The organism is Streptomyces cathayae (genome assembly GCF_029760955.1).
In the GTDB taxonomy this organism is placed as follows: domain Bacteria; phylum Actinomycetota; class Actinomycetes; order Streptomycetales; family Streptomycetaceae; genus Streptomyces; species Streptomyces cathayae.
This window is the reverse complement of record NZ_CP121682.1, coordinates 5,364,734-5,391,009: the sequence shown is the minus strand read 5'-3', so window position 1 is coordinate 5,391,009 and position 26,276 is coordinate 5,364,734. Positions and strand designations below refer to the sequence as shown.

The 26,276-nt window shown below is 70.6% G+C and carries 23 protein-coding genes and 1 tRNA gene; 8 read left to right on the top strand and 16 right to left on the bottom strand.

The window, feature by feature from the left end:
• Positions 1–41: 41 nt before the first annotated feature.
• Entirely contained in the window at positions 42–1,415 is a 1,374-nt protein-coding gene (locus tag PYS65_RS24545; protein ID WP_279336104.1) for an RNA-guided endonuclease InsQ/TnpB family protein, read from the bottom strand.
• Positions 1,416–1,442: 27 nt separating this feature from the next.
• Here PYS65_RS24545 and tnpA point away from each other — a divergent pair, with 27 nt between their 5' ends.
• The 3 genes from tnpA (at position 1,443) to PYS65_RS24530 (ending at position 3,038) form a co-directional block, all read left to right on the top strand.
• Positions 1,443–1,859 carry an IS200/IS605 family transposase gene (tnpA, locus tag PYS65_RS24540; RefSeq protein ID WP_279336103.1) on the top strand — a complete coding sequence of 139 codons (417 nt, stop codon included), beginning with the start codon at positions 1,443–1,445 and terminating at the stop codon, positions 1,857–1,859.
• A 110-nt stretch (positions 1,860–1,969) separates the two neighbouring features.
• A complete protein-coding gene (locus tag PYS65_RS24535) occupies positions 1,970–2,854 on the top strand; it encodes a helix-turn-helix domain-containing protein (RefSeq protein ID WP_279338056.1) in 885 nt (294 codons plus the stop codon).
• Positions 2,844–3,038 (top strand): DUF397 domain-containing protein, encoded by a 195-nt coding sequence (locus PYS65_RS24530; RefSeq protein ID WP_279336102.1) that lies wholly within the window; start codon positions 2,844–2,846, stop codon positions 3,036–3,038. The genes PYS65_RS24535 and PYS65_RS24530 overlap by 11 nt, the downstream gene beginning before the upstream one ends.
• A gap of 56 nt (positions 3,039–3,094) precedes the next feature.
• Here PYS65_RS24530 and PYS65_RS24525 read toward each other — a convergent pair whose 3' ends face one another.
• From PYS65_RS24525 to lepA, 3 genes are all read right to left on the bottom strand, one after another.
• Positions 3,095–3,388, bottom strand: coding sequence for a hypothetical protein (locus PYS65_RS24525; protein ID WP_279336101.1), 294 nt, complete (start codon positions 3,386–3,388; stop codon positions 3,095–3,097).
• A 103-nt stretch (positions 3,389–3,491) separates the two neighbouring features.
• Positions 3,492–5,366, bottom strand: coding sequence for an AMP-dependent synthetase/ligase (locus tag PYS65_RS24520; RefSeq protein ID WP_279336100.1), 1,875 nt, complete (start codon positions 5,364–5,366; stop codon positions 3,492–3,494).
• A 356-nt stretch (positions 5,367–5,722) separates the two neighbouring features.
• Positions 5,723–7,591: a translation elongation factor 4 gene (gene lepA / locus PYS65_RS24515; protein ID WP_279336099.1), complete on the bottom strand. Its 1,869-nt coding sequence runs from the start codon at positions 7,589–7,591 to the stop codon at positions 5,723–5,725.
• 265 nt (positions 7,592–7,856) lie between these two features.
• On the opposite strand from lepA, the gene rpsT reads away from it, so the two are divergent.
• Complete coding sequence (gene rpsT / locus PYS65_RS24510; protein WP_279336098.1) at positions 7,857–8,123, top strand: 30S ribosomal protein S20; 267 nt, start codon at positions 7,857–7,859, stop codon at positions 8,121–8,123.
• A 258-nt stretch (positions 8,124–8,381) separates the two neighbouring features.
• On the opposite strand, the gene holA is transcribed toward rpsT, so the two are convergent.
• From holA to PYS65_RS24490, 4 genes are all read right to left on the bottom strand, one after another.
• Positions 8,382–9,371 (bottom strand): DNA polymerase III subunit delta, encoded by a 990-nt coding sequence (holA, locus tag PYS65_RS24505; RefSeq protein ID WP_279336097.1) that lies wholly within the window; start codon positions 9,369–9,371, stop codon positions 8,382–8,384.
• A 61-nt stretch (positions 9,372–9,432) separates the two neighbouring features.
• On the bottom strand, positions 9,433–9,678 hold the full coding sequence (locus PYS65_RS24500) for a hypothetical protein (protein WP_279336096.1): 246 nt from the start codon (positions 9,676–9,678) through the stop codon (positions 9,433–9,435).
• 30 nt (positions 9,679–9,708) lie between these two features.
• Entirely contained in the window at positions 9,709–10,641 is a 933-nt protein-coding gene (locus tag PYS65_RS24495; protein WP_279336095.1) for an arylamine N-acetyltransferase family protein, read from the bottom strand.
• 191 nt (positions 10,642–10,832) lie between these two features.
• A complete protein-coding gene (locus PYS65_RS24490) occupies positions 10,833–11,441 on the bottom strand; it encodes a TetR/AcrR family transcriptional regulator (protein ID WP_279336094.1) in 609 nt (202 codons plus the stop codon).
• Positions 11,442–11,510: 69 nt separating this feature from the next.
• On the opposite strand from PYS65_RS24490, the gene PYS65_RS24485 reads away from it, so the two are divergent.
• Together PYS65_RS24485 and PYS65_RS24480 are read left to right on the top strand one after the other, a co-directional pair.
• Entirely contained in the window at positions 11,511–12,443 is a 933-nt protein-coding gene (locus PYS65_RS24485; protein ID WP_279336093.1) for a DMT family transporter, read from the top strand.
• A gap of 375 nt (positions 12,444–12,818) precedes the next feature.
• Complete coding sequence (locus PYS65_RS24480) at positions 12,819–13,106, top strand: hypothetical protein (protein ID WP_279336092.1); 288 nt, start codon at positions 12,819–12,821, stop codon at positions 13,104–13,106.
• A 239-nt stretch (positions 13,107–13,345) separates the two neighbouring features.
• Here the strand turns inward: PYS65_RS24480 and PYS65_RS24475 are convergent, their stop codons facing one another.
• The 5 genes from PYS65_RS24475 to leuS all read right to left on the bottom strand — a co-directional run bounded on the left by PYS65_RS24475 (position 13,346) and on the right by leuS (position 22,001).
• On the bottom strand, positions 13,346–16,024 hold the full coding sequence (locus tag PYS65_RS24475) for a ComEC/Rec2 family competence protein (RefSeq protein ID WP_279336091.1): 2,679 nt from the start codon (positions 16,022–16,024) through the stop codon (positions 13,346–13,348).
• Positions 16,021–17,127: a ComEA family DNA-binding protein gene (locus PYS65_RS24470; protein WP_279336090.1), complete on the bottom strand. Its 1,107-nt coding sequence runs from the start codon at positions 17,125–17,127 to the stop codon at positions 16,021–16,023. The genes PYS65_RS24475 and PYS65_RS24470 overlap by 4 nt, the downstream gene beginning before the upstream one ends.
• Positions 17,128–17,243: 116 nt before the next feature.
• A complete protein-coding gene (locus PYS65_RS24465) occupies positions 17,244–18,089 on the bottom strand; it encodes a DegV family protein (protein WP_279336089.1) in 846 nt (281 codons plus the stop codon).
• Between the two features lie 95 nt (positions 18,090–18,184).
• Complete coding sequence (locus PYS65_RS24460) at positions 18,185–18,898, bottom strand: hypothetical protein (protein ID WP_279336088.1); 714 nt, start codon at positions 18,896–18,898, stop codon at positions 18,185–18,187.
• Between the two features lie 214 nt (positions 18,899–19,112).
• The gene (leuS, locus tag PYS65_RS24455) at positions 19,113–22,001 is read right to left on the bottom strand and encodes a leucine--tRNA ligase (RefSeq protein ID WP_279336087.1); all 2,889 of its coding nucleotides are present in this window, start codon (positions 21,999–22,001) and stop codon (positions 19,113–19,115) included.
• 593 nt (positions 22,002–22,594) lie between these two features.
• On the opposite strand from leuS, the gene PYS65_RS24450 reads away from it, so the two are divergent.
• Positions 22,595–23,851, top strand: coding sequence for a ferric reductase-like transmembrane domain-containing protein (locus PYS65_RS24450; protein WP_279336086.1), 1,257 nt, complete (start codon positions 22,595–22,597; stop codon positions 23,849–23,851).
• Entirely contained in the window at positions 23,848–25,455 is a 1,608-nt protein-coding gene (locus tag PYS65_RS24445) for an NADH-quinone oxidoreductase subunit NuoF family protein (RefSeq protein WP_279336085.1), read from the top strand. Before PYS65_RS24450 ends, PYS65_RS24445 begins: the two co-directional genes overlap by 4 nt.
• 142 nt (positions 25,456–25,597) lie before the next feature.
• On the opposite strand, the gene PYS65_RS24440 is transcribed toward PYS65_RS24445, so the two are convergent.
• From PYS65_RS24440 to PYS65_RS24430, 3 genes are all read right to left on the bottom strand, one after another.
• Positions 25,598–25,670: transfer RNA gene (locus PYS65_RS24440), tRNA-Ala, on the bottom strand.
• 104 nt (positions 25,671–25,774) lie between these two features.
• Positions 25,775–26,008 (bottom strand): hypothetical protein, encoded by a 234-nt coding sequence (locus PYS65_RS24435; protein ID WP_015660434.1) that lies wholly within the window; start codon positions 26,006–26,008, stop codon positions 25,775–25,777.
• 3 nt (positions 26,009–26,011) lie between these two features.
• Entirely contained in the window at positions 26,012–26,221 is a 210-nt protein-coding gene (locus tag PYS65_RS24430) for a hypothetical protein (RefSeq protein ID WP_279336084.1), read from the bottom strand.
• Between the last annotated feature and the right edge of the window lie 55 nt (positions 26,222–26,276).

The following is a 26,276-nucleotide window of genomic DNA, read 5'->3' as shown; positions in this document are numbered from 1 at the left end:
GCGTGGAGACTCGACGGGGCAAAGGCCCTCGGTCACGGATTTCATACTTCACGTGACAGAGCGTGTCCGGATGGTCGTGCGCTGACCAGAGGAACCATCGGTACGGCACGCGCCTGTACCGCCGCTGTCGGTTGCGTGTCCGTACTGACGGGATTGACGTGCTCCCTGGCCTGAAGTCCAGGGATTCCGGCCTGGCTCGTCCGACCCTTCCGGGGGCTTCCTGCTTCACCGCGCTGTGCGGGCACGTGTGCCCGTCTGACCGGCGCTCCACGGGCGTTTAGCGTCTCCGCCCGTCCGGCGGCGACGATCCGGCGTCCCTCGACCAGGACGTTGCGGGCCGCGTTGTGGTCGCGGTCGTGCACCGTGCCACATTCCCTGCACGCCCACTCACGGACGTGCAGCGGCTTGGGACCGTCCCGAAATCCACAGGCCGAGCAGACCTGCGAGGAGGGGAAGGCCCGGTCCACCCTGGCGAAGGTGCGCCCGTGCTTGACAGCCTTGTATTCCAGCATGCCGACGAACGCGGACCATCCCGCGTCGTGCACCGACTTGGCCAGCCGGGTGCGTGCGAGACCGGACACCGAGAGGTCCTCCACATACACCGCTTGGCTGTCGCGGATGATCTGTGTGGAGGCCTGGTGGTGCCAGTCCCGGCGCCGGTCCGCCACACGCGCGTGCTGGCGTGCGACCCTGCTGCGGGCCTTGGCCCGGTTCTTCGACCCCTTCTGCTTGCGGGACAGCTCCCGCTGAAGACGCTTGAGCTTCTTCTCGGCCCGGCGCAGGAAACGCGGGCTGTCGATCTTCGTCCCGTCGGACAGGACCGCGAAGGCGGACAGGCCGAGGTCGAGACCGGACTCCGCCTCCAGCTCGGGGAGGATGTCCGGCTCGGTGTCCACGACGAAGCTGAGGAAGTACCGGCCGGAGCTGTCTTTGGTGACGGTCAGGGACGTGGGTGCGGCCGGAAGCCGACGCGACCATGTGACCTTGAGATGGCCGACCTTGGCCACATACACCGTGCCGTCGTCCTGAAGGCAGAAGGCGTTGGTGTTGAGGCGGATCGACTGCCGGGTGTCCTTCTTCGACTTGTAGCGGGGAGGGCCGACCTTCCGGCCCTGCCGCTTGCCCTTGAGGCTGCCGAAGAAGTTCCTGTAGGCGGCATCCAGGTCCCGCAGAGACTGCTGCAGGACGACCGCTGAGACGTCGGCGAGCCAGGCGCGTTCCTCGGTGCGCTTGGCCTGGGTGATGCGAAGCCGGGACAGCTCGGCCGACGTCACATACGGCAGCCCGGCAGCGTGCGCTTGTTTCCGGTCGCGCAGGCAGTCGTTCCACACCACGCGGGCGCACCCGAACGCACTCGCCAGCGCGCGGCGCTGGGAGGCATTGGGGTAGGCCCGGTAGTTGTAGCGGAGCTGCACACCCAAGACCCTACTACGATTGGTCTCATGGATCAGGCAAACGACTACAGACTTGGCAGACACGTCGTTTCGGCGATGCATGTGCACTTGGTCTTTGTGACGAAGTACCGGCGCGGGGTGTTCGACGACGAGATGCTGACGCGCTGCGAAGAGATCATGCGCAAGGTCTGTGAGGACTTCGAAGCGGAGCTGAAGGAGTTCAACGGCGAACGCGATCACGTCCATCTCCTGGTGCACTACCCACCCAAGGTCGCCGTCTCGAAGCTGGTCAACAGCCTCAAGGGCGTCTCCGCTCGCCGGATACGGCAAGAGTTCACCGGCCGGATCAACCGCGCCATCATGCATGGGCACCTGTGGTCGCCCTCGTATTTCTCCGCATCGTGCGGCGGAGCACCGTTGGCGATCGTCCACCAGTACATCGAGCAGCAAAAACGTCCGCTCTGAAGTGCACGTCAGAGCAGTCTTGAGATGCATTCATCCCCGGCGTGAACGCCGGGGCTTTCTGCAAGAATCCCGGTAACCGGGCGGCAGGCAGGCGGGTTGGGGGATACGTGATGACATCGGAACCCCGTCAGAACAACACCGAAAACCGCCCCGAGCCCCCGGAGGACGCGGACGGCCTCATCGATCTGAACCGGGCTGTGGGCAGACAGGTCAAGTTGCTCCGGGAACGCGCCGGCCTGACCCAGAAGGAGTTGGGCGACCGGCTGGGATACGGCGAGGACCTGGTCTCGTCCCTGGAGCGGGGCCGCAGAACGCCTCAGCCCGAGTTCCTCGACGCGGCGGACGACCTTCTCGGTGCCGAAGGGCTGCTGAAAGCGACGAAGGAGGACGTGGCGCGGGCGAAGGCACGCGCACGGGTCCGGCACCCGGCGTGGTTCCGGGACTATGCGCGGCTGGAAGGGGAAGCGGTCGAGGTCAACTTCTACAACAACCATGACGTACCAGGGCTGTTCCAGACCGAGCAGCGAACTCGCGCGCTGTACGAGATGCGGAAGCCTCTGCTGACGGAGGAGACCATCGAACAGCGGGTGACCTCAAGGATGGACCGCCAGCGCATCCTGACCGACTGGCCTCCGCCCATGGTGACTGCCGTGATCGAAGAAGTGGTGCTTCGTCGACCGATCGGGGGGCCCGAGGTCCACAAGGAGCAGTTGACCCGGCTGCTCGAACTTGGGCGGCTTCGCACAGTCGAGTTGCAGGTGATGCCCACGGACCGGTCCGAGCATGCCGGTATGGGCGGTTCGTTCACCTTGCTGTCACCAAAGGGAAAGCCCCAGGTGGGATACACGGAAGTACAGGCCGTCGCACGTCTGGCCACGGACATGGACGAGGTCCGTATTCTGGCCGCACGCTACGGCAGCATCAGGGCCCAGGCACTCACTCCGCGAGAGTCTCTGGCCCTGATCGAGAGGATGCAGACGGAAGATGAGTGCTGAAAGCTCCCGACAGCTCGTCTGGCGCAAGAGCAGCTACAGCGGCAATGAGGGGGGCGAGTGCGTGGAAATGGCCCTCGCCGCAGAAAGCATCCATGTTCGCGACTCCAAGGACATTCACCGGCCGCACCTCTCCGTGCGCGCGGACGGCTGGGCGGCGTTCGTGGCCTTCGCAGCGGCGGACTGAGCGCGCAGGGTGGTGGGGGGGCTGCGCGCGCAGCAGCCCCCCCATCCGTCTCTTGCCTACGGCAAAGCCTCCGCGACCTCGCGGAATTGCGTGGCCTCGGAGTCGAGCAGGTCGGCGATCCGCCGGTCGGAACGGGTGGGTGCCTGAGCGCCGAGCTTCCGCATGAGAGTGGTGATTCCGCCGTACGAGGCGTCTCCGCTGAGGTCCGTCAGCTTCGGCCAAGTGTCTTCGGAGACAACGGACTTCCGGGCGAACCGGCCCGGCCGCTGCGAGCGCTCGTGGTCCAGCTCGAGGAAGAGGAGACAGCCGACATGCTCCACCTCGATGGCCGGCCGGAACAGTCCGGACATGCGGGCGGACGGCCGTGGGGCGGGAGCACCGGACCGGTCAGGTCCAGGCCCCGCCCCACGGCCATACGCTGCGGCTCACGCCCCACGGGTCGCCCCGTACGGGTCACGCCTCCCGGGCGCCCGTGTACATCTCGTCGATGAGGTGCTTGTACTCGCGCTCCACCACCGGGCGCTTCAGCTTCAGGCTCGGGGTGATCTCTCCGTGCTCGATGTCGAGGTCACGCGGCAGGAGGCGGAACTTCTTGATGGTCTGCCAGCGCTGCAGGCCCTCGTTGAGCTGCTTGACGTAGCCGTCGACCATCTCGACCGTGGCGGGCGCGGCGACGATGTCCGCGTACGGCTTGCCGCCCAGGCCGTTCTCGGCCGCCCAGGCCGTGATCGCGATCTCGTCGAGGGCGATGAGGGCGGTGCAGTAGTTCCGGTCGGCGCCGTGCACCAGGATGTTGGAGACGTACGGGCACACCGCCTTGAACTGTCCCTCGACCTCGGCGGGCGCGATGTACTTGCCGCCGGACGTCTTGATGAGGTCCTTCTTGCGGTCGGTGATGCGCAGATAGCCGTCGGGCGACAGCTCGCCGATGTCGCCGGTGTGGAACCAGCCGTCGGACTCCAGCACCTCGGCGGTCTTCTCGGGGAGCCCGTGGTAGCCCTCCATGATGCCGGGGCCGCGCAGCAGGATCTCGCCGTCGTCGGCGATGCGGACCTCGGTGCCGGGCAGCGGCTTGCCGACGGTGCCGGTGCGGTAGGCCTCGCCCGGGTTGACGAAGGAGGCCGCGGAGGACTCGGTGAGGCCGTAGCCCTCCAGGATGTGGATGCCGGCGCCGGCGAAGAAGTAGCCGATGTCCGGGGCCAGGGCCGCCGAACCGGAGATGCAGGCGCGCAGGTTGCCGCCGAATGCCTCGCGGATCTTGGCGTAGACCAGCTTGTCGGCGATGCTGTGCTTCGCGGTGAGGCCGAAGGGGGCGCCGGCGGTGCCGGTGCGGCGGAAGTTGTCCTGCGTGGCCTTGGCGTACTCGCGGGCGACCTCGGCGGCCCACTGGAAGATCTTGTACTTGGCGCCACCGCCCGCCCGTGCCTTGGCGGCGACCCCGTTGTAGACCTTCTCGAAGATGCGGGGCACGGCCGCCATGTAGGTCGGCCGCACCACCGGCAGATTCTCGATGATCTTGTCGACCCGGCCGTCGACCGCGGTGACGTGGCCGACCTCGATGTGGCCGGAGGTGAGCACCTTGCCGAAGACGTGCGCGAGCGGCAGCCACAGGTACTGCACGTCGTCGCCGTCGAGCAGGCCGGTGGCGGCGATCGCCTTCGCCATGTACGACCAGTTGTCGTGCGGCAGGCGCACGCCCTTGGGGCGGCCGGTGGTGCCGGAGGTGTAGATGAGGGTGGCCAGCTGGTCCTTGGTGATCGCGGCGACCCGCTCCTTGACCAGCCCGGCGTCCTTCTCCAGCCGGGCCGCACCACGGCGCTCCAGCTCGGCCAGGCTGATCACCCAGTCGTCGGTCTCGACGCCGGTCGCGTCGATGACCACGACCTGGCCGAGCTGCGGCAGCTCGGCGCGCTTCGCGACCGCCTTGGCCACCTGCTCGGCGTTCTCCGCGATCAGCACCCGGCTGCCGGAGTCCGACAGGATGTACGCGGACTCGTCGAGGTTCGTCTGCGGGTAGACCGTGCTGGTGGCGGCGCCCGCGCACATGATGCCGAGGTCGGCGAGGATCCACTCGACCCGGGTGGCGGACGCGAGCGCGACCCGCTCCTCCGGCTGCACGCCCAGCTCGATCAGACCGGCCGCGATGGCGTCGACCCGCTGGGCGGCCTCGGCCCAGGTCAGCGACTTCCAGCCGTCGGGGCCCTCGCCGGTGGCGGACGGGACGGGATAGCGGTACGCCTCGGCGTCCGGTGTGGCGGCGACACGCTCCAGGAAGAGGGTCGCCACGCTCGGCGGCCGGTTCTCGATCAAAGTCAGTGTGTCGCTCAAGACGTCCTCCGGGGCCCGCAACGGTGCGGCTGGCTCAGATGTGACAGGTGTGCGGCTGGTGATCGTTTCGGGTGTCGGCTCGGTGTCGGCTGGTGATCGACTGGTTACGCTCGCATGACCTTGTTTAACTCATGAGTAACCGTCGGGCAGGGACAGAGTAGAGCCCGACCGGCGGCTTCGTAAGGGGCCACGGCCTGTCACTTCGCACAGAGGCCCCTTTGATCCACTGTTTTGATCCACTGTGACGACCGATGCGCGGGGGCCCGACGCGCCTGCGCGCGTCGGGCCCCTCTCCGTCCGGCTCGCGGGGTGTCTTGGCACCCCCGGTGACTCCGGTTGTTTCTTGTTACTCCTTGTTACTTCTTGCCCTTGCCCGACCCCGCGCTCTCGTCGCTGGAGAGGACGGCGATGAAGGCCTCCTGCGGGACCTCCACGGAACCCACCATCTTCATCCGCTTCTTGCCCTCCTTCTGCTTCTCCAGCAGCTTGCGCTTGCGCGAGATGTCACCGCCGTAGCACTTGGCGAGGACGTCCTTGCGAATGGCGCGGACGGTCTCGCGGGCGATCACCCGGGAGCCGATGGCGGCCTGGACGGGCACCTCGAAGCCCTGCCGCGGGATCAGCTCCCGCAGCTTGGCGACGAGCCGCACGCCGTACGCGTACGCCTGGTCCTTGTGGGTGATCACCGAGAAGGCGTCCACCTTGTCGCCGTGCAGCAGGATGTCGACCTTGACCAGGCTGGAGGACTGCTCGCCCGTGGGCTCGTAGTCCAGCGAGGCGTAGCCGCGGGTCTTGGACTTCAGCTGGTCGAAGAAGTCGAAGACGATCTCCGCGAGCGGCAGCGTGTAGCGGATCTCGACCCGGTCCTCGGAGAGGTAGTCCATGCCGAGCAGGGTGCCGCGCCGGGTCTGGCACAGCTCCATGATCGCGCCGATGAACTCGGTGGGCGCGAGGATCGTGGCCCGTACCACCGGCTCGAAGACCTTGTCGATCTTCCCCTCGGGGAACTCGCTCGGGTTGGTGACGACGTGCTCGGCGCCGTCCTCCATGTTCACGCGGTACACCACGTTGGGCGCGGTGGCGATCAGGTCGAGCCCGAACTCGCGCTCGAGGCGCTCACGGATCACGTCGAGGTGCAGCAGGCCCAGGAAGCCCACGCGGAAGCCGAACCCGAGGGCCGCGGACGTCTCCGGCTCGTAGACCAGGGCCGCGTCGTTGAGCTGGAGCTTGTCCAGCGCGTCGCGCAGCAGGGGGTAGTCGGAGCCGTCCATCGGGTACAGGCCGGAGAAGACCATGGGCTTGGGCTCCTTGTAGCCGCCCAGCGCCTCCTCGGCCCCCTTGTGCTGGCTGGTGATGGTGTCACCGACCTTGGACTGGCGGACGTCCTTCACGCCGGTGATGAGGTAGCCCACCTCGCCGACGCCCAGGCCGTCGGAGGACAGCATCTCCGGCGAGTTCGTACCGATCTCCAGCAGCTCGTGCGTCGCGCCCGTGGACATCATCCGGATGCGCTCACGCTTGTTGAGCTGGCCGTCGATGACCCGGACGTACGTCACCACACCGCGGTACGAGTCGTACACCGAGTCGAAGATCATCGCGCGGGCCGGGGCGTCCTTGACGCCGACCGGGGCGGGGATGTCGGCGACCGCCCGGTCGAGCAGCGCCTCGACGCCGAGCCCGGTCTTGGCGGACACCTTCAGCACGTCGTCGGGCTCGCAGCCGACCAGGTTGGCGAGCTCCTCGGCGAACTTCTCGGGCTGCGCGGCCGGCAGGTCGATCTTGTTGAGCACCGGGATGATCGTGAGGTCGTTCTCCATCGCCAGGTACAGGTTGGCGAGGGTCTGCGCCTCGATGCCCTGAGCGGCGTCCACCAGCAGGATCGTGCCCTCGCAGGCGGCGAGCGACCGCGACACCTCGTAGGTGAAGTCGACGTGCCCCGGCGTGTCGATCATGTTGAGGATGTGCGTGCTGCCCTTGTCGTGAGTGGGCGCCCACGGCAACCTCACCGCCTGGGACTTGATCGTGATGCCGCGCTCACGCTCGATGTCCATGCGGTCGAGGTACTGGGCACGCATCTGCCGCTGCTCGACCACACCGGTCAGCTGGAGCATCCGGTCGGCGAGCGTGGACTTGCCGTGGTCGATGTGCGCGATGATGCAGAAGTTGCGGATCAGAGCCGGGTCGGTACGGCTCGGCTCGGGCACGTGGCTGGGGGTCGCGGGCACGCAGGGTCCTGATTCTTGAGGCGTCCGCAGTGTCTGCGGTCTCGGGTCGGATCGATACGTAGCTTCCATCGTCCCACGGGTGCGGGGTGAGCTCCTCCGGACGGCGTCCCCCGGGTGGGCCGCGGGACGGGTTTGGGCCGCCGATCGGGCCGCTGGTAGTGTGGGGAGCTGTGTCTCTTGCCCTCCCGGCACGGGGCACCGTCGGAAAGCAATCACCGGCGCGGGACCCCTGCGGCCCCGTGCCAGAACCTGTAGAGGCTCATTCGTGGCGAACATCAAGTCCCAGATCAAGCGGAACAAGACCAACGAGAAGGCCCGGCTGCGCAACAAGGCCGTCAAGTCCTCTCTGAAGACCGCGATCCGCAAGGCTCGCGAGGCCGTCGCCGCGGGTGACGCCGAGAAGGCCGCCGAGTACCAGCGCGTCGCCGCGCGTCAGCTCGACAAGGCCGTCTCCAAGGGCGTCATCCACAAGAACCAGGCCGCCAACAAGAAGTCGGCGCTGGCGCTGAAGGTCGCGTCCGTCAAGGGCTGAACCACTCTTTGATCTGATCGCCGGAAGGACCCGGGCGGGCCCTCTCTCTCCGCCCCCGACCGGCACCCCGAGCTCGTACGCGGCCTGCGTTCGCCACGCGGGTACGAGCTCCGTGCTTCGACCGAGGACCCCGTCCGTCCACCCTTCCCCCGGGTGACGGGCGGGGTCCTCGGTCTGTGGGGGCCGGGCGGCCGGTGGGGCCGACGCCGGCAGGGCGCCCGGGGACACACCCGGCAGGACACCCGGTGGGCAGCGGCCCTACGCCCGTCCCCGCGACCGCGCCGCGCGCGCGATGGTGACGACCGCCTTCTCCAGGGCGTACTCCGGGTCGTCCCCGGCGCCCTTGACCCCGGCGTCCGCCTCGGCCACGGCCCGCAGCGCCACGGACACGCCGTCCGGGGTCCAGCCCCGCATCTGCTGCCGCACCCGGTCGATCTTCCACGGCGGCATGCCCAACTCCCGCGCCAGATCGGCCGGTCTGCCGCCGCGCGCCGACAGCAGCTTCCCGATGCCCCGTACGCCCTGGGCCAGCGCGCTGGTGATCAGCACCGGCGCCACCCCCGTCGCCAGCGACCAGCGCAGCGCCTCCAGCGCCTCCGTCGCCCGTCCCTCCACCGCGCGGTCGGCGACCGTGAAGCTCGACGCCTCGGCCCGCCCGGTGTAGTACCGGCCGACGACCGCCTCGTCGATCGTCCCCTCGATGTCCGCCGCCAGCTGGGACACCGCCGAGGCCAGCTCCCGCAGATCACTGCCGAGGGCGTCGACCAGCACCTGGCACGCCTCCGGTGTGGCCGATCTCCCGACGGCCCGGAACTCGCCCCGCACGAAGGCCAGCCGGTCGGCCGGCTTCGTCATCTTCGGGCAGGCCACCTCCCGCGCGCCCGCCTTGCGCGCCGCGTCGAGCAGCCCCTTGCCCTTGGCGCCGCCCGCGTGCAGCAGGATCAGGGTGATCTCCTCGGCGGGCGCCCCGAGATACGCCTTCACGTCCTTGACGGTGTCGGCCGACAGGTCCTGCGCGTTGCGTACGACCACGACCTTGCGTTCGGCGAAGAGCGACGGACTGGTCAGCTCGGCGAGGGTGCCGGGCTGGAGCTGGTCCGGGGTGAGGTCCCGTACGTCCGTGTCGGCGTCGGCGGCCTTCGCGGCGTCCACCACCTCCCGCACGGCACGGTCGAGCAGGAGGTCCTCCTGGCCCACGGCGAGCGTCACCGGGACGAGAGGGTCGTCTTGAGCTGTCTTCCTGGCCATCGCGACAAGCATCCCACGCACCACCGACAGCGACGGTTCCCGGCGCCGCGGTGCCGCAGGGTCAGGGCTCCTCCCGCCAGCCCTCCCACTCCGCCGCGAACTCGTCCAGTGCTCCGGGGTCCAGCCGCTGCCCCTCGTCGCGCAGGACGACGAGCCACTGGGCGTCCTCGGCGTCGTCCTCACCGGCCAGCGCGTCCCGGACGAGCCGCGGCTCCTCGTCGACACCGAAGCGCTCCCCGAGCGCCTCCGCCACCTCCTCCGCGGCATCCCGGTCGGGCAGCACCAGCACATGTCTCACATCGCTCACGGCAGCCATTAAAAACCCCACTGGCCCCGATCAGCTGGCCTGGTGGGGATTTCTCACAGCCGGCACCTGGGCGAGGCGGATTCCGAACCGGTCCCGGTAGAACGCGAGCACCTCCTCGTCCGTCCCCAACTCCCGCTCCTCACGCGTACCGTCCCCCGCTGTCGCTGTGACCTTGCGGCTGCTGAGCGTGATCCTCCCTCCGTCCTCGGTGGCCCGTGAGCAGACGAGTGACCGCGTGAAATGCGACTGCGGCGAGGTGCTGTGCCACCACGCCCCGCCCACGAAGTCGCCGAGCACCCTCGGGCGCTGCTCCAGCCGGTACACCCGCTTCCCGTCCCGCAGCACGTCCAGGTCCGCGACCGGGGCGATGTCCTGGACGTCACGGCCACCGCGCACCCCGGCCGCGTCGGGCACCACCTCGGCGATCCGGAACGTGCCCCCGGGGTCCTTCTGCTCCTCCCGCTCCCCGAACACCGGCGGCAACAGGAAGTGCGCCCCGAACCCGACATCGGCGAGCAGGTCGTCTCCGTCCGGGGTCCGTACCCGCAGGGCGAGATGGTCGTACGGGATGCCGAGCCGTCCTCCGTCGCCGTACACCCGCGCGGCGAGCAGGACGACCTCGTACCCGAGGGCGGTGAGCAAAGTGCCGAAGGCTCCGTTGAGTTCGTAGCAGAAGCCGCCCCGTCGGCCGCTGACCACCTTGTCCAGCAGCCGTTTCCCGTCGAGCACGATCTCCTCGCCGAGGTGGACCGAGAGGTTCTCGAAGGGCACGGCCCGCAGATGGCGCAAGTGCAGTTCGCGCAGCGCGTCGGCGGTGGGCCGGGCCGGCCGTTCGACGCCCAGTCGCCGCAGATAGGCATCAACCGCCGTCGCGTCCGGACCGGTGTCGGCGCCCGCTCGCGTGTCCGCGTTCGCTTCCTTGTCCGTGTCCACGTGTGTGTCGTCGCGCGCTGCTTCCCTCATGCCCTCAGTCTCGCGCACCCGCAACTCCCCTCCCCACCACCGAGCACCACGACCGACCCGTCCCGGTCCGTCACGGTCCGGCGCCCGGGTCGGTCGCCCGCGCCGAGCGCCGGGCCCCGGCCGTCAGTCCTCGCCGAAGGGCGGAACATCGCGCCGTTCCGGCTCTCGGAAGCGATCCTTCAGGCGTCGCCTCACCGCTTCGCCGCGGAGTCCCCCACGGCGACAAGAAGAGCTTGCGCCTGTTCACGGGCATGGCTGATGGGGTCCGCGAAGACGTTCAGGCCGTGGGCGACGAGCGCTCCTTCGTGAAGCAGCATGAGCGTCCGGCTCAGACGGTCGGCCCCGACCTGATCCATGTCCCCGACGAGGTCGGTGAACAGGGCGAGCATCCACTGCTTCTGTTCGATGATGATCGGGTAGGCCGGGTGGGACGGGTCGCTGATCTCGGCGTGAGCGTTGACCATGCCGCATCCCTTGGAACTGTTCTTCTTCGCCCACGCGCGTGAGGCGTCGAAGACGGCCAGGACGCGCGCCGCAGACCCCGGCTGTGCCGCGTCGAGATACCGGGCGAGGAAGCCCCGCCAGCGTTCATCACGATCCGCGAGGTACTCCACGACGACCTGCTCCTTGGAACCGAACCGGTCGTAGAGGGTCTTCTTCGTCACCCCGGCCTCGGCGGCGATCAGGTCCACCCCGACGGCATGGACGCCGCGCTCGTAGAACAGCCTCGCGGCGGCCTCCAGGACGCGCCGTGCGGCAGGCGTCATCGTGATCCGTCGCGGTCTCTCGGCAATACCCATACCTCCACACCATACCGATCTGTATAGTGACTTGGCGGGTATACCGATCTGTTTACTGGAGGGCGAGACATGAACTTCCTGCTCTCGATCGCCTTCGTGCTCTGCTGGAGTTCCGGGTTCATCGGGGCCAAGCTCGGCGCGGGCAGTGCGTCCGCGGTCACGATCCTGATGTGGCGGTTCCTGCCGCTGGCCGTCGTCCTGATCGTCATCGCCACCACCTCCGGAACGTCGTGGCGGGGCCTCACGGTGCGGGATGTGGCCCGGCAGTCCATGATCGGCGCGCTGTCGCAGAGCGGCTACCTGCTCACCGTCTACTACGCGATTCAACTCGGGGTCTCCAGCGGCACCACAGCCCTGATCGACGGCGTCCAGCCCCTCGTCGCCGGAGTACTCGCCGGACCGTTGCTGCGTCAGTACGTCACGCGCAAGCAGTGGCTCGGCCTGTGCCTGGGGGTGAGCGGCGTCGCCCTTGTCACCATGGCCGATGCCGCGGCCGGCACCGGTGTGGCCCGGTGGGCCTATCTCGTCCCCTTCCTCGGCATGTTCTCGCTGGTGGCGGCCACGTTCCTCGAAAGCCGCTCCCGCGCGCGGGTCGCACCCTCGGTGTCGATGACCGTCCACTGCGCCACCAGTGCAGTCGTCTTCACGGCACTTGCCGTGAGCGCCGGAGTCGCGAAACCACCTGCTGAGCCCTCGTTCTGGGTCGCGATCACCTGGCTCGTGGCCTTGTCGACCTTCGGCGGGTACGGGCTGTACTGGCTCATCCTGAGGCGCTCCGGAGTCACCAAGGTCAACACGCTCATGTTCCTCATGGCCCCGGTCACAGCGGGCTGGGGAGCCTTCATGTTCGGTGAACCGTTCGGTCCGCAGACCGCTCTCGGTCTGGCCGTCGTCCTCTCAGCAGTCGTCATCGTTTATCGCGGTGATGCCTCATCCACCAGGGTGTGCGCGCGGGATACGGATGCGGGCAAGGCCGCAAGGCCGACCGAGTACGGCGCCTGACGCTTCTGAGAGCGGCGATCGCGACTGGAGCTGCCGATGAGGCGGCGAAGGAGCTCGGCGAGTCGACCACGTTCACGACTTCGGCAGCGTTTACTCACGACTTCGGAAAGCGGCCGGGGGCGGCGGCGTTCGAATCATTCGTGAGTTTCGGCAGCGCTGGACGCGGCAGAGCGTCTCGGACAGCCTGGCACAGCAGCACGACGACGGAGCATCCCTCGGGCTCGCCCGGCACCCCCTGAGCCGATGGGGGCGAGCATCGCAGCGGCGCCGTCCTCTGCGGCGATGCGGTGAGCGAGTTCGGCCGCGCGGCGGCGGTGGGCCGGCTCGGACAGCCTGGCTTCGCCGCTCCGGCCCAGGCGAAGGCCCAAGCGCCTGGTGGTTGAGGACCGCGGCAAGTACAAGGCCGGTCCCGGCCCGGTTCTGGGCCAGGCCGGCGTCGCCCGCTACGAGGATTTCCTCGGCATCGGCCATCGCATCGAGGGTCTGTTCGAGGACATGCCCGATTGGTCCGTTCACAGGCCCTTCTGGTGTGAGCCGCATCAGCGAGGCATCACCGTTGCCGTTGCCGTCGTCGGTCCGGGGCCGGTGGCAGAAGCAGCCCGAGCGGTGACAGATGCGTTCACCCCGGCGCTGTTTCGCCAGGGTCGCGATGGCCATCGCTGAGCACACCGACATGAACGGCCCATGAAGGCTTTTACTGCCGCGCGCCGCGCTCTGGAAGAGGCTGCCCCCTCTCCACCGCTCAGGGCAGCGGCAGCCCGGCCGGCATCACGGCGTACATCGGAGAGTCCGGCGTCGACCGCCGTCGCGTCCGGACCGGCGTCGGTGCCCGCTTGTGTGCCCGCGTCCGGGCTCGGGTCGCTTCCTCGTCCGTGTCGTCGTGCGCGGCTCCCCTCATGCCCTCAGCGTCGCGCCACTCGTAGCTCTCCCCTCCCGTCCTCGTCGCCGAGCACCGCGATCGCGCCGTCGCGGTCGGTCCGCAGGACCGCGGTACCGGCGTTGCGGAGGGCGTCGAGCGTGGTGGGAGCCGGGTGGCCGTACGTGTTGTCGCGGCCCGCGGAGATCAGCGCCAGCCGGGGTGCCACCCGGCGCAGGAGGCCGGGATCCTGGAAGGACGAGCCGTGGTGGGCGACCTTCAGGATGTCGACGTCGGCCAGGCGCCCCGCGGCGGGTGATCTGGCCAGGGCCCGCTGGGCCGGGGGTTCCAGGTCGCCGAGCAGGAGCAGGCGCAGGCCCCCTGTCCGGACGAGCATGGCTACGCTGGCGTCGTTCGGGCCCTCCGGCTGCGGGGTCCAGGACTGCGGGGCCGTGGGCGCTGCGGGCTGCCGGGGGCTCAGTGGGGGCCACACCACCTCCCAGGACAGGTCCCCCGTGCGCCGCCGCTCCCCGGCGACGGCACGCGTCATCGGCAGGTGCCGGTCGGCCGCGAGACGGCGTACGAAGCGGGCCTGGTCGGCAGGTTCCTCCAGTCCCGTGATCGCGATCTCGCCCACCGAGCGGCCGCGCAGCACACCGGGCAGGCCCGCCACATGGTCGGCGTGGAAGTGGGTCAGCACGACCAGCGGGACGCGGGTGATGCCGAGGGAGCGCAGGCAGCGGTCCACCAGGGCCGGGTCCGGGCCGGCGTCCACGACCACCCCGGTGTCCTCGCCCGCCGCCAGCACCATCGCGTCGCCCTGGCCCACGTCGCACATCACCAGCCGCCAGCCCGGCGGCGGCCAGCCCGTGACCACCCGGGTCAGCGGCGGCGGCCGCACCACCAGGAGCACCAGGAGCAGCGCGCAGACCGCGCACCACCAGGGGTGCCCCAGCAGCCTCCGGCCGGCCAGCAGCACGACCGGGGTGAGCGCCCCGAGCAGTGCCGCCCCGGCCCAGCCGCCCGGCCAGTCGATTCCGGCGCCGGGCAGCGCGGCCCCGGTCCGGGCGATCTGCGCGATCCACTCCGCGGGCCAGCTCGCGCACCAGGCGAGCGCCTTCGCCAGCGGTATCGCCGGCAGGGCGGTGGCCAGCGCCAGGAAGCCCAGCACGGTGGCCGGTGCGAGCGCGAACTCGGCGAGGAGGTTGCACGGCACCGCCACCAGGCTCACCCGCGCCGACAGGACGACGACCACCGGCGCGCACACCGCCTGCGCGGCACCCGCGGCGGCCAGCGCCTCCGCGAGCCGTGGCGGCACTCCGCGCCGTCGCAGTCCGGTGCTCCAGCGCGGGGCGAGCGTGAGCAGGGCGCCGGTGGCCAGCACGGAGAGCAGGAAGCCGTAGGTGCGGGCCAGCCACGGGTCGTAGAGCACCAGCAGCAGGACGGCCGTCGCCAGCGCCGGGATCAGCGATCTGCGGCGGCCGGTGGCGAGCGCGAGCAGGGCGACGGACCCGCAGGCCGCGGCCCGCAGCACACTCGGATCCGGCCGGCACACGACGACGAACCCGAGCGAGATCACCCCGCCGAGCAGCGCGGTCGTCCGCAGCGGGATGCCGAGGCGCGCGGCCAGACCACGGCGCTCGGCATACTGCGCCAGGCCCGGCGGGCCGAGGAGCAGGGCGAGGAGGATGGTGAAGTTGGCACCGGAGACGGCCAGCGTGTGGGTGAGGTCGGTCTCTCTGAACGCCTCTTCGAGTTCCGGGGTGACGCGTGCGGTGTCGCCGACGACCAGCCCCGGCAGCAGGGCCCGCGCGTCCGTCGACAGCCCGTCGGTCGCCGTCCTCAGTCCGGCCCGCAGCCGCCCCGCCAGCCGTTGTGGCCCCGTCGGCTCCCCCACCGTCTCCGGTCCGTCCCGGCCCTTGACCCGCAGCACGGCCGCGAACCGGTCACCGCCCGCCGTCGCGGGCGCGAGCCGGGCCTCGATCCGCAGCCGGGTGGACGGCAGCAGTCCGAGCCACGGTGAACGTTTCCCGGCAGGGCGTGCGCGTCCCTCCGGCGTACCGTCCCCGGCCGGACGCGCGTCGACCATCATCAGCACCGGGGCCCGGGTCGCCACCGCCGATCCGACCCCGGCCTGCCCTGCCCGCTCCACCCGCCGCACGTCGGCCTCGATGAGCACCGTCGTCGGGGCCGGTCGGCCGGTGCCGGTCCTGGGCCGGGTCAGGCGGGGGTCGGAGGTGATCTCGACCTCGGCCGTCACGGCGGCGTACTCCCGCGCCAGCTCCGGTACCGGGCCCCGCCGCAGATCCGCGCCGTGCAGCCCCGCCGAGCAGGCGGCAGCGGCGACGCAGAGCAGTACCGCGACTCCGGAGACGCGTACGTGTCCCTGCCCCGTACGTCCCTGCCCCCTACGTCCCCGTCCCGCAGGTCCCGGTCCCGCTCTGCGGTTTCGCAGGGCGAGGAGGACGGTGGCCAGTGCCAGGGACGCGATCACGGTGCCCAGCACCCGGTCGGGCGGGGCGTGCAGCATCACCGCCGCCGTGATCCAGGCCGCCAGCGCGGGCGGTACGAGCCGCAGGTCGGCCGGTCCCTCCTGGCGCGGGTGGGAGGCGCCGAGCCGCTTCCCGGAGGAGGCGTGCACGGGCAGCCGGGTGGCGGGTTCCGTGAGGGCGGGTTCTGTGAGGGCGGGTTCCGTGAGGGCGGGCCTCGTCCTCCGGCTGCTCATGGCCGCACGAGGTTCCGCAGGTCCGCGAAGCGGCGGTCGCCGATGCCGTTCACTTCCCGTAGTTCGTCCACCGAGCGGAAACCGCCGTTCCGGGTGCGGTGCTCGATGATGTGCCGGGCCAGCACGGGGCCGACGCCGGGGAGGGTCTCGAGCTGCTCCGACGTGGCGGTGTTGAGGGACACCGGTGCCGTGGGTCCGGCTCCCGCCGTTCCGGCCGGACCGCCCGGCACGGGCCCCGGCCCTGCCGCCGGTGCCGGGCCGCCGACGATCACCTGCTCGCCGTCCACGAGGAAGCGGGCCCGGTTGAGGCCGTCGGTCTTGGTCCCGGGGCGTACTCCGCCCGCCGCCCGCAACGCGTCCGCGACCCGTGAGCCGGCCGGGAGGCGGTGGACGCCCGGGTCACGCACCTTGCCGCCGACGTCGACCACGATCTCGGGGACCGCCGTCCCCGCAGGATCCGTGCCGGCGGGTTCGCCGGCTCCGGCCGGGGCGGTCGGCCGGTTCTCGTCGTGGGGCACGGCCGCCCCCACCACCTCCGGTGCCCGCACCGGCTGGGTCCGTCCGCCCCAGAAGTGCTGTACGGCGAACCCCACCACCACCATGAGCAGCACCGACAGCGCGATCACGCTCCGCCGTTCCAGCCCGCACCGCGTCCGCACCCACAGCGGCAGCCGCTCCCGCAGGGCGAGCACCGTCCGGCCGGCCGGCCGCCACTCCCCCGCAGCCGACGGGTCCGGATCCGCCACCAGGTCCGGGTCCACCCTGCTGGAAGCCGCCGGGTGCGGGAACGCCTCCCGCGTCCGCACGTCCGCCGGGTCCGGGCCCGCGCCTCTCACGGCCCAGCGCGGCACGACCCTGGCGCCCCTGATGTCCTGGACGCCCCCGCCCCGCTCCCCGAACAGCGCCTCCGCCCGGCGCCGAAGCTCTTCCGCCGAGGCGTCACGGTCCCGGTGCCGGTGCTCGTGCCGCACCCGTCCGGCGCCGGAGCGGGATCCCGTCCCGGCGGCGGACGGCCTGCGGTGGCGGGCGCGGCCGTCGGAGGCGGGTGCACGGCCCGGCCCGCTGGTCGCGGTCGCCGTGTGTGAACGTGATCGAAGTGCCATGCCGGGAATGATCGGGCAGATCGCCGCATCCGCGATGATCTTGCTTGATTCCGGTGGACTACCGGCCGGTTGTGGACAACTCCGTCACCCTGACACGCCGCCCCGGCAGCAGCCCCTCACCGGGTCGAGACCACGACCCCCAGCAGGCCGGGTCCCGTGTGCGCGCCGATCACCGCGCCGACCTCGCTGACGTGCAGGTCGGCCAGGCCGGGCAGCCGCGTGCGCAGCCGGTCCGCGAGGGCCGACGCGCGGTCCGGTGCGGCGAGGTGGTGGACGGCGACGTCGACCTCGGCGGCGCCCGCCCGCTCGGCCGCGATCTCCTCCAGGCGGGCGATGGCCCTCGACGCCGTGCGCACCTTCTCCAGGGGTTCGATACGGCCGCCCGCCAGCTGGAGCAGCGGCTTCACGGCGAGCGCCGAGCCCAGCAGGGCCTGCGCGGCCCCGATGCGTCCGCCGCGGCGCAGATAGTCCAGGGTGTCGACGTAGAAGTACGCGGAGGTGCCCGCCGCCCGCTTCTCCGCGGCCGTGACCGCGTCGTCCGCGGTGCCGCCCGCCTCCGCGGTCCGTGCGGCGGCGAGGGCGCAGAATCCGAGCGCCATGGTGATCATGCCGGTGTCCACCACCCGCACCGGCACCGGCGCCTCACGCGCCGCGACGACCGCCGCGTCGTAGGTGCCGGAGAGTTCGGCGGAGAGGTGGAGGGAGACGATGCCGGTGGCGCCGGACTCGGCGGCCTTGCGGTAGGTCTCGGCGAAGACCTCGGGGCCGGGCCGGGACGTCGTCACCGGACGCCGTTTCTGCAGCGCCTCGGCGAGGGAGCGGGTGGAGATCTCGGTGCCCTCTTCCAGCGCGCGGTCCCCCAGGACCACGGTCAGGGGAACCGCGGTGATGCCGTGCCGCTCCATCGTCCGGGCCGGAAGGTAGGCCGTTGAATCGGTGATGATGGCGACATGGCGGGACATGGGCTGGAGGTTACCTGGCGTACGGCCTCCTCGGCAGCCCGGACCGGCGTGCCGGGCGGGACCGTGTCCGGATCACGGCGACCGGAACGACCGGATCAAGTGGTGCTCTCCGGACGGGGCTTCTTCTGCCAGGGGTAGGTGAGGCGCGGTCCGGGCGGGGTGATGGCGGGGCGGGCCGGTCCGGCTGCCGGGGCGTCCTCGGCCGTTGCCGCGGGCCGGGGCGGGGACGCGGCGGAGGCGGACGCCGGGGCGGACTGCTGCTCGGTGGTCGTCCAGTGCCGCAGGGCTCCGGTCTCCATGTCGATCTGGCTGCTCAGGGAGTCGAGGTCGTCGTCCGCGAAGTGGCGGGCGCGGTCGCGGGCCGCCCAGCGCAGGGAGTCCGCCGACCGCGTGATGCGGTGGGTACGCTCGCGCAGTTCGGGCAGCCGCCTGCCGAGGCTGCCGCGGTCCGGCTCGGACTCCAGGCGCCTGAGTTCGCCCTCCAGTTCGTGCCCGTGCGCGCTGAGCCGCTCGAAGAGGGTGAGGGACTCCTTGAGGGACTGGTCCTCGGTGGCGCCGGCCTCCAGCGCGTCCTGGGTGGCCCGCATGGACGTACGCAGGGTGAGCCGGAGTTGGGCGATCTCGCCGGCCGGGCCGGACTGGGCGAAGGACTTGACCTTCAGGGTGTGGTCCTCGACCGTGCGGCGGGCCTGGGTGATGTACCGGTCCGCACTGCGCTTGGCGGCTCCGACGGCCTTCACGGTGGCATACGCGCCGAGCACGACGAAGAGCACGAAGAGCAGGGCCAACACTGCGATCACTGCTTCCACGAGACTCCTCCTCCGGGCCCTTGGGCCTGCCGCCGCACACACCGCGCCGCTCTTCAAAGGTAAACGCAACGGGCAGGTCCGGAGTTCCGGAAGAACCCCGAACCTGCCCGTAGGGGAGTACCCCGAGCCCACCGTTCCACAACCCCGCAGCCGGCAGTCCGGCCGACCCGTAGCAGGCCGGCCCGCAGCTCTACGGCGTCACAGCATCACAGCGTCACGCCGGAACGATGTTCACCAGCTTCGGTGCCCGCACGATCACCTTGCGGATCCCGGCCCCGCCCAGCGCCGCGACGACCCTCTCGTCGGCCAGCGCCACCTTCTCCAGCTCCTCCTCGGAGATCGACGGCGACACCTCCAGGCGGGCCTTGACCTTGCCCTTGACCTGGACCACGCAGGTGACGGCCTCGTCGACCACGTACGCCGGGTCGGCGACCGGGAAGTCCCGGTGGACGACCGAGTCGGTGTGGCCCAGCGCGCGCCACAGCTCCTCCGCGATGTGCGGGGCCAGCGGCGCCACCAGCAGCACCAGGGACTCGGCGACCGGACGCGGCACCGCACCCCCCTGCTTGGTCAGGTGGTTGTTCAGCTCGGTGACCTTGGCGATGGCGGTGTTGAAGCGCATGCCCTCCAGGTCCTGGCGCACCCCGTCGATCGCCTTGTGCAGGGCGCGCAGGCTCTCCTCACCGGGCTCGGTGTCGACGACGGTGACCTCGCCGGTGTTCTCGTCGACGATGTTGCGCCACAGCCGCTGCAGCAGTCGGAACTGACCGACCACCGCACGGGTGTCCCACGGCCGCGACACGTCCAGCGGGCCCATCGCCATCTCGTACAGGCGCAGGGTGTCGGCCCCGTACTCGGCGCAGATCTCGTCCGGAGTGACCGCGTTCTTCAGGGACTTGCCCATCTTGCCCAGCAGCCGGGAGACCTTCTCGCCCTGGTAGTAGTAGGCGCCCTCGTGCTCCTCCACCTCGGCGGCCGGTACCGCGATGCCGCGGCTGTCGCGGTAGACGTAGGCCTGGATCATGCCCTGGTTGTACAGCTTGTGGAACGGCTCCGCCGACGAGACGTGGCCCAGGTCGTGCAGCACCTTGGACCAGAAACGCGCGTACAGCAGGTGCAGGACGGCGTGCTCGGCACCGCCGACGTACAGGTCGACACCGCCGTGCGGCATGCCCTCGCGCGGGCCCATCCAGTACTGCTCGATCTCCGGGTCGACCAGCTTCTCGCTGTTGTGCGGGTCCAGGTAGCGCAGCTCGTACCAGCAGGAACCGGCCCAGTTGGGCATGGTGTTGGTCTCGCGCCGGTACCGGCGCGGACCGCGGCCGTCGCCCAGGTCCAGGGTGACGTGGACCCAGTCCTCGTTGCGCGACAGCGGCGTCTCGGGCCGGCTGTCGGCGTCGTCGGGGTCGAAGGTGCGCGGGGAGTAGTCCTCGACCTCGGGCAGTTCCAGCGGCAGCATCGACTCGGGCAGCGCGTGGGCGGTGCCGTCCTCGTCGTAGACGATCGGGAAGGGCTCGCCCCAGTAGCGCTGGCGGCTGAACAGCCAGTCACGCAGCCGGAAGTTGACGGTGCCCTCGCCGATGCCCCGGCGCTCCAGCCACTCGGTGATGCGCGCCTTGGCCTCGACGACGCCCAGACCGTCCAGGCTCACCTCGTCGTTGGACGAGTTGATGATCTTCGCGTCGTACGACGCGAAGGCGTCCTCCCAGGTGGCGGTGTCCGTGCCGCGACCGTCCGTCGGCTCGACGATGCAGTGGATCGGCAGTTCGAAGGCGCGCGCGAACTCGAAGTCGCGCTGGTCACCGGCGGGGACGGCCATGATCGCGCCGGTGCCGTAGCCCATCAGGACGTAGTCGGCGATGAAGACGGGCACCTGCTCGCCGTTGACCGGGTTGGTCGCGTAGGAGCCGGTGAAGACGCCGGTCTTGTCCTTGGCCTCGGCCTGCCGCTCCACGTCGGACTTGGAGGCGGCCTGCGCGCGGTAGGCGGCGACGGCCTCGGCCGGGGTGGCGTGGCCGCCGGTCCAGACGTCGTGGGTGCCCTCGGGCCAGGTGGCCGGGGTGAACTTCTCGACCAGCGGGTGCTCGGGGGCCAGCACCATGTAGGTGGCGCCGAACAGGGTGTCGGGTCGGGTGGTGAAGACGGTGATGTTCTCGCCGTCGATGGGGAAGTCGACGCGGGCGCCCTCGGAGCGGCCGATCCAGTTACGCTGCTGCAGTTTGATGGCCTCGGGCCAGTCCAGGGCGTCCAGGTCCGCCAGCAGCCGCTCGGCGTAGGCGGTGATGCGCATGTTCCACTGGCGCAGCTTCGCCTTGAAGACCGGGAAGTTGCCGCGCTCGGAGCGGCCCTCGGCGGTGACCTCCTCGTTGGCCAGTACGGTGCCCAGGCCGGGGCACCAGTTGACCGGCGCGTCGGAGGCGTAGGCCAGCCGGAACCCGCCCAGGACGTCGGCGCGCTCGGCCTCGCTCAGTTCGCTCCACGCGCGCGCGTGGCCCGGTACGGGGCGCTCACCGGACTCGAACTCGGCGATCAGCTCGGTGATCGGGCGGGCCCGGTCGGCCTTGTCGTCGTACCAGGAGTTGAAGATCTGCAGGAAGATCCACTGGGTCCACTTGTAGTACTCCGGGTCGATCGTGGCGAACGACCGGCGCCGGTCGTGGCCCAGGCCCAGCCGGCGCAGCTGGGCCTTCATGTTCTCGATGTTGGCCTCGGTGGACACCCGCGGGTGCGTGCCGGTCTGCACGGCGTACTGCTCGGCGGGCAGCCCGAAGGCGTCGAAGCCCAGGGTGTGCAGGACGTTGTGGCCGGTCATGCGCTGGAACCGGGCGGAGACGTCGGTGGCGATGTAGCCCAGGGGGTGGCCTACGTGCAGTCCCGCACCGGAGGGGTAGGGGAACATGTCCATGATGAACTTCTTGGGCCGGGCGACCAGCTCCGGGTCGTCCGCCAGGTCACCGCTCGGGTTGGGCGCGTCGTAGGTGCCCTCGGCGTCCCAGAAGTCCTGCCAGCGTGCCTCGATCTCGGCCGCCAGAGCGGCCGTGTAGCGGTGCGGCGCGGCCTCCGCCGACACAGGGGCGGTGGCCGCGGGGTTCGTCTCGCTCATGATCCTCAAAGCTCCATCGATCGTCTGCGCCTTCGGCTGCGGCATTTCAGGCCTTCAGGCCCTTGGGCTTCCGGGCCCTCAGGCCTCCGGAAATGAAAAATCCCCTCGCACAGGAGGGGACGCCGCGCCGATTCCGACCACCTGGTACGACCGTGGTCGGGACTGATCAGCGCGGCTCGCTAAGCAGAAGGCGTACGGCACGCATGGCGTCAGGGTACCGCAGGCCCGCGGCGCGCCGCGACGCGCCTTTCGGGCCCACGGGGCCGCCGAGGACCGGTGACGGACCCGCAGCGAGGCCCTCCACCCCACCGACATTCCTGAATTTCGGTCAAAGATTACTTCGCGTACCGCCCCCTATGGGGCATCCTTCCGGCCTGATCGTCCTTTGATAACAGCGCAATAACTCAAACCTGTACTCCCCGGTACGCAGGAGGTTTAGAGTGCGGCCCGGGACCGCTTCTCCCGAACGTTCGGAGTTCCCCCATGAACCTTCGTCCAGACAGCAGCCCACCGCCCATTCAGGGCCGGTCGGCTGCCGGTCGGTCGTACCCGCTCGCCGTCGTGCTTTCCGTCGTGATGTGGGGAGGTAGGGCGTGAGGCCGGACGACAGCACGGCGGACGACTGGTTCCTCGAGTTCCTCAACTTCGGCGCGGGCGTCCTGTCCCTCGTCTGCCTGAGCTGCTCGGTGATCTGGGGACTCGTCGCCCAGGACCGGGTACTGCTCGGCCCGCGCGAGCGCATCCTGTCGCAGGCCGTGCACCGCACCACGGCGGTCGGGTCGGTCGTCTTCCTGCTGGTGCACATAGTCATCAAGCTGGTCCTGGACCACACCACCTGGATCGCCGCGGTCCTGCCCTTCGGGCTGGCCCTCACGGACGACGAGGCGGTCGCCGGCCGGAGCTTCCTGATCGGCCTGGGCACGCTGGCCGGCATGCTGATGATCTTCGTGGCCATCACCGGCGTCCTGCGCAACCGCTTCGCCTCACCCGCCCCCGTCGCGGCACGCTGGCGCGCCATGCACATGCTGGCCTACCCGGCCTGGTGCGCCGCGCTGGTGCACGGGCTCTACGCGGGTCGAGCGGCCAAGCCGATCTTCCTGATCCTGTACGGCCTGTCCGTGCTCGGCGTCATGGCCGTCCTGGTGCTGCGCGTCTCCCCGGCCTCGGTCAAGCGCAAGGTCGCCGACGGGGTCACCGGCCTGCTCGGCATCACCGACCAGTCGGGCCGCAGCTCCCTGGAGGAGAGCCGCTCCCGGTCGGCCGAGGCGTCGTCCTCCGGGCTCCCCGGCTACCAGGACGGCGGCAGACGGGCCTCCCGGTCCCGTTCCGAGCGCCCCGAGCCGGCCCGGCCGCGCTACGAGACCGCCGAACGCGTCACCCCGGCCCCGGAGCCCGCGAACGGTTTCGCGGCCGCCTACCGCGCGGTCTCGCCCCCGTCCGCCCCGGCCCAGCCGCAGCAGCCCCTCTACGCCGACCAGACCGCCCGCATGGAGCTGCCCCTGGACATGCAGCCCACGCAGGCCGTCCCGCGCGTGGACGGCCCCTCCAGCACCTCGGGCACCTGGCCCGTCCCCTCCCCGCCACCGGTCGGCGAGGCCCCGCCGTCGGCCTACGACCCGCTCCAGGACACCGGATACGGCATCCCGATCTACGACAATTCGACCGCACCGGGCTACGGCGCGAGTGATGTGCGCGACACCGGTGAGTCGAACCCCCTCTACGGCACGTACAACCCGAGTGACACGTACAACAGCGGTCCCGCCACTGATCCATCTCCCGGTGCGTCGTACGACTTCGACGCACCGGGATCGGGCGAACCTTGGAACACGCCTTCCGGAGGCTTCAAGTGAACGAGGCTCTGCCCGACGTACCCGAAGTCCGCGTCGTCGGACTTCCCCAGCTCACGTCGGGCTTCGACCTTGTCGACCGGCTCGATCTCCCCATGCACCTCAAGGTGCACGGGCCGCTCGAACCCCTGGGCGGCGAACAGCTCGCCCAGCTGGCTGAACGCATCAACCTCAGGGGCCGCGGCGGCGCGGGCTTCCCCTTCCACAAGAAGCTGCGCTCGGTCGCCGAAACGGCGATCAAGCGCGGCGTCCGGCCGGTCGTCGTCGTCAACGGCAGCGAGGACGAACCGGCCTGCCGCAAGGACACGGTGCTGATCAACCGTGCCCCGCACCTCATCCTGGACGGCGCGCTGCTGTGCGCCGAGGCCATGGGTGCCCGCACGCTCGTGGTGGGGGTCACCCGGGAGTCCACCCAGCGCTCCATGGAGGCCGCGCTGGCCGAACGCGGCCTCAACAACGGGCGCCGGTCCGCGCTGCGCGCCCGCGTGCAGCGCAACCCGGTGCGGATGGTCACGGGCGCCGCGGCCTCGCTGATCCGCTCCATCGACGGCGGTCCGGCGATCCCTCCGGGCCGCAAGACCAGCGCCTCGAAGAACGGCGTCGGCGGCGCGCCCACCCTGCTGTCCAACGCCGAGACGTTCGCCCAGCTCGCCATCGCCGCCCGCATCGGCCCGGAGCGCTACGGCAACACCGGCCTGTACGACGAGCCCGGCACCGTCATGCTCACGGTGTCCGGGGCGGTCACCCGCCCCATGGTGGTCGAGGTCCCGACGGGCGTACCGCTGCGCTACGTCCTGCAGCTCGCCGGTGCGCCACCGGTGCCGCAGGGTGTGCTGACCGGCGGCTACCACGGCAAGTGGATCGACGCGGCGACCGTCAACGAGGCGATCGTCTCCCGCAACTCCCTGGACGCGGTGGGCGGCGCCCTCGGCGCGGGGGCGATCCTGCCGATCAGTCAGAACACCTGCCCGCTGGGCGAGTCACTGATGGTGGCGAAGTGGCTGGCCGAGGAGAGCGCCAACCAGTGCGGCCCGTGCTACCTGGGCCTGCCGGCCGCCGCGCGCGGCCTGGAGGACATCCTCAACGGCGGCGGACCGGCCGCCCTGGAGGCGGTCAAGCAGGTCGCCAAGAACGTGAAGCGGCGCGGCGCGTGTTCGCATCCGGACGGCTCCGCGATGTTCCTGGAGTCGACCATCAAGGCGTTCCCCGACGACCTCGCCGCCCATCTCATGGGCAATGGCTGCGGACGGCCCGTGGAGGGCGTCCTGCCGCTCTTCGAGGGCGGGCAGACCCCTACGGGCATCCCGGGCGGCGGCGGCGAGGAGAACGGACCCAGCCGCCAGAAGATCTTCGTCGACTGGACGCTGTGCCGGGGCCACGGACTGTGCGCGGACCTCCTCCCGGAGGTCTTCAAGCTCGGCGCGGACGGCTTCCCGACGGTCGCGCAGGCCCAGGTGCCGCGCCGCGCCGAGGACAAGGCGCTGCGCGCGGTGCGCCGCTGCCCGGCACTGGCCCTGCGCATCGAGGAGGGGGCGTCGTCCAAGGCGCCCTCCCGCAACCTGCCGGTCCTCTCCCAGGGGCGCGGCCGGCGCGCACTGGGCCGCTGACACAGATCCGTGCGGGGCACCCCTCGGGGTTGTCCCGCACGGTCCCCGTCCCCGAGCCGCCGCACACCGCCCCCACGGACCACCGGCCCCACAACGCACAGAGGGCGGACCATCCCTTCGGATGGTCCGCCCTCTACTGCTGTGGAGCTAAGGAGAATTGAACTCCTGACCTCCTGCATGCCATGCAGGCGCTCTACCAACTGAGCTATAGCCCCAGGTCCTGCTCCCGCCCGGTTTCCCCGGCGGCGACGCCAACTTTACACGGTCATCGGGGCCCAACACCAAATCGGTTCCGTTGCGCCCGGTTCCGTCCGCATTGTCACGCGGTCACGAACGAATAGAAGCGTTTGAGCGTGCAGTGCTCCTCCAGGAGCCGGCCGTAGATCGGTTCGCCCTCGAGTTCGCGGTACGTCTCGATCGGGTCGCCCTTTATGATCAGCGCCCGCGCGCACTCCTCGCACCAGTACTGGTAGTCGGGATTGACCGGTTCCATGTCCCGGACGATCGGCGTCCCGCTGCCGCACCAGTCACACCTTCGCCTGTGCGCACCCATCACTCAGCTCCAGCTGTGGCCGCAGGCCGTACACACGTAGGAGACACCGCCGTTGTCACCGAGGGCGTCCAGGCTTCCGAGGACGCCGAGGCCGTCAAGGATCCGGGCGACGTGCGCGGAGCCGCGGGACGGGCAGCGGTGACGGGTCGAGGTCCGTCGTGTCGACACCCCGCCGAGGAGGTGGTCGACCTCCCCGAGGATGCTCGCAGGCATCACAACTCCCTCCCGTCGGGCCGCGCCCCCTTCCGGCCGTTTGATTCTGCCACGG

What these genes read in the sequence shown, in the direction of transcription:
- holA (WP_279336097.1), bottom strand. Translation starts at nt 9,371, where the DNA reads ATGGCCAGGAAGACAGCTCAAGACGACCCTCTCGTCCCGGTGACGCTC.
- PYS65_RS24465 (WP_279336089.1), bottom strand. Translation starts at nt 18,089, where the DNA reads ATGTCCCGCCATGTCGCCATCATCACCGATTCAACGGCCTACCTTCCG.
- PYS65_RS24430 (WP_279336084.1), bottom strand. Translation starts at nt 26,221, where the DNA reads ATGCCTGCGAGCATCCTCGGGGAGGTCGACCACCTCCTCGGCGGGGTG.
- PYS65_RS24485 (WP_279336093.1), top strand. Translation starts at nt 11,511, where the DNA reads ATGAACTTCCTGCTCTCGATCGCCTTCGTGCTCTGCTGGAGTTCCGGG.
- tnpA (WP_279336103.1), top strand. Translation starts at nt 1,443, where the DNA reads ATGGATCAGGCAAACGACTACAGACTTGGCAGACACGTCGTTTCGGCG.
- PYS65_RS24475 (WP_279336091.1), bottom strand. Translation starts at nt 16,024, where the DNA reads ATGAGCAGCCGGAGGACGAGGCCCGCCCTCACGGAACCCGCCCTCACA.
- PYS65_RS24435 (WP_015660434.1), bottom strand. Translation starts at nt 26,008, where the DNA reads ATGGGTGCGCACAGGCGAAGGTGTGACTGGTGCGGCAGCGGGACGCCG.
- PYS65_RS24530 (WP_279336102.1), top strand. Translation starts at nt 2,844, where the DNA reads ATGAGTGCTGAAAGCTCCCGACAGCTCGTCTGGCGCAAGAGCAGCTAC.
- PYS65_RS24535 (WP_279338056.1), top strand. Translation starts at nt 1,970, where the DNA reads ATGACATCGGAACCCCGTCAGAACAACACCGAAAACCGCCCCGAGCCC.
- PYS65_RS24495 (WP_279336095.1), bottom strand. Translation starts at nt 10,641, where the DNA reads ATGAGGGAAGCAGCGCGCGACGACACACACGTGGACACGGACAAGGAA.
- leuS (WP_279336087.1), bottom strand. Translation starts at nt 22,001, where the DNA reads ATGAGCGAGACGAACCCCGCGGCCACCGCCCCTGTGTCGGCGGAGGCC.
- PYS65_RS24490 (WP_279336094.1), bottom strand. Translation starts at nt 11,441, where the DNA reads ATGGGTATTGCCGAGAGACCGCGACGGATCACGATGACGCCTGCCGCA.
- PYS65_RS24525 (WP_279336101.1), bottom strand. Translation starts at nt 3,388, where the DNA reads ATGTCCGGACTGTTCCGGCCGGCCATCGAGGTGGAGCATGTCGGCTGT.
- PYS65_RS24470 (WP_279336090.1), bottom strand. Translation starts at nt 17,127, where the DNA reads ATGGCACTTCGATCACGTTCACACACGGCGACCGCGACCAGCGGGCCG.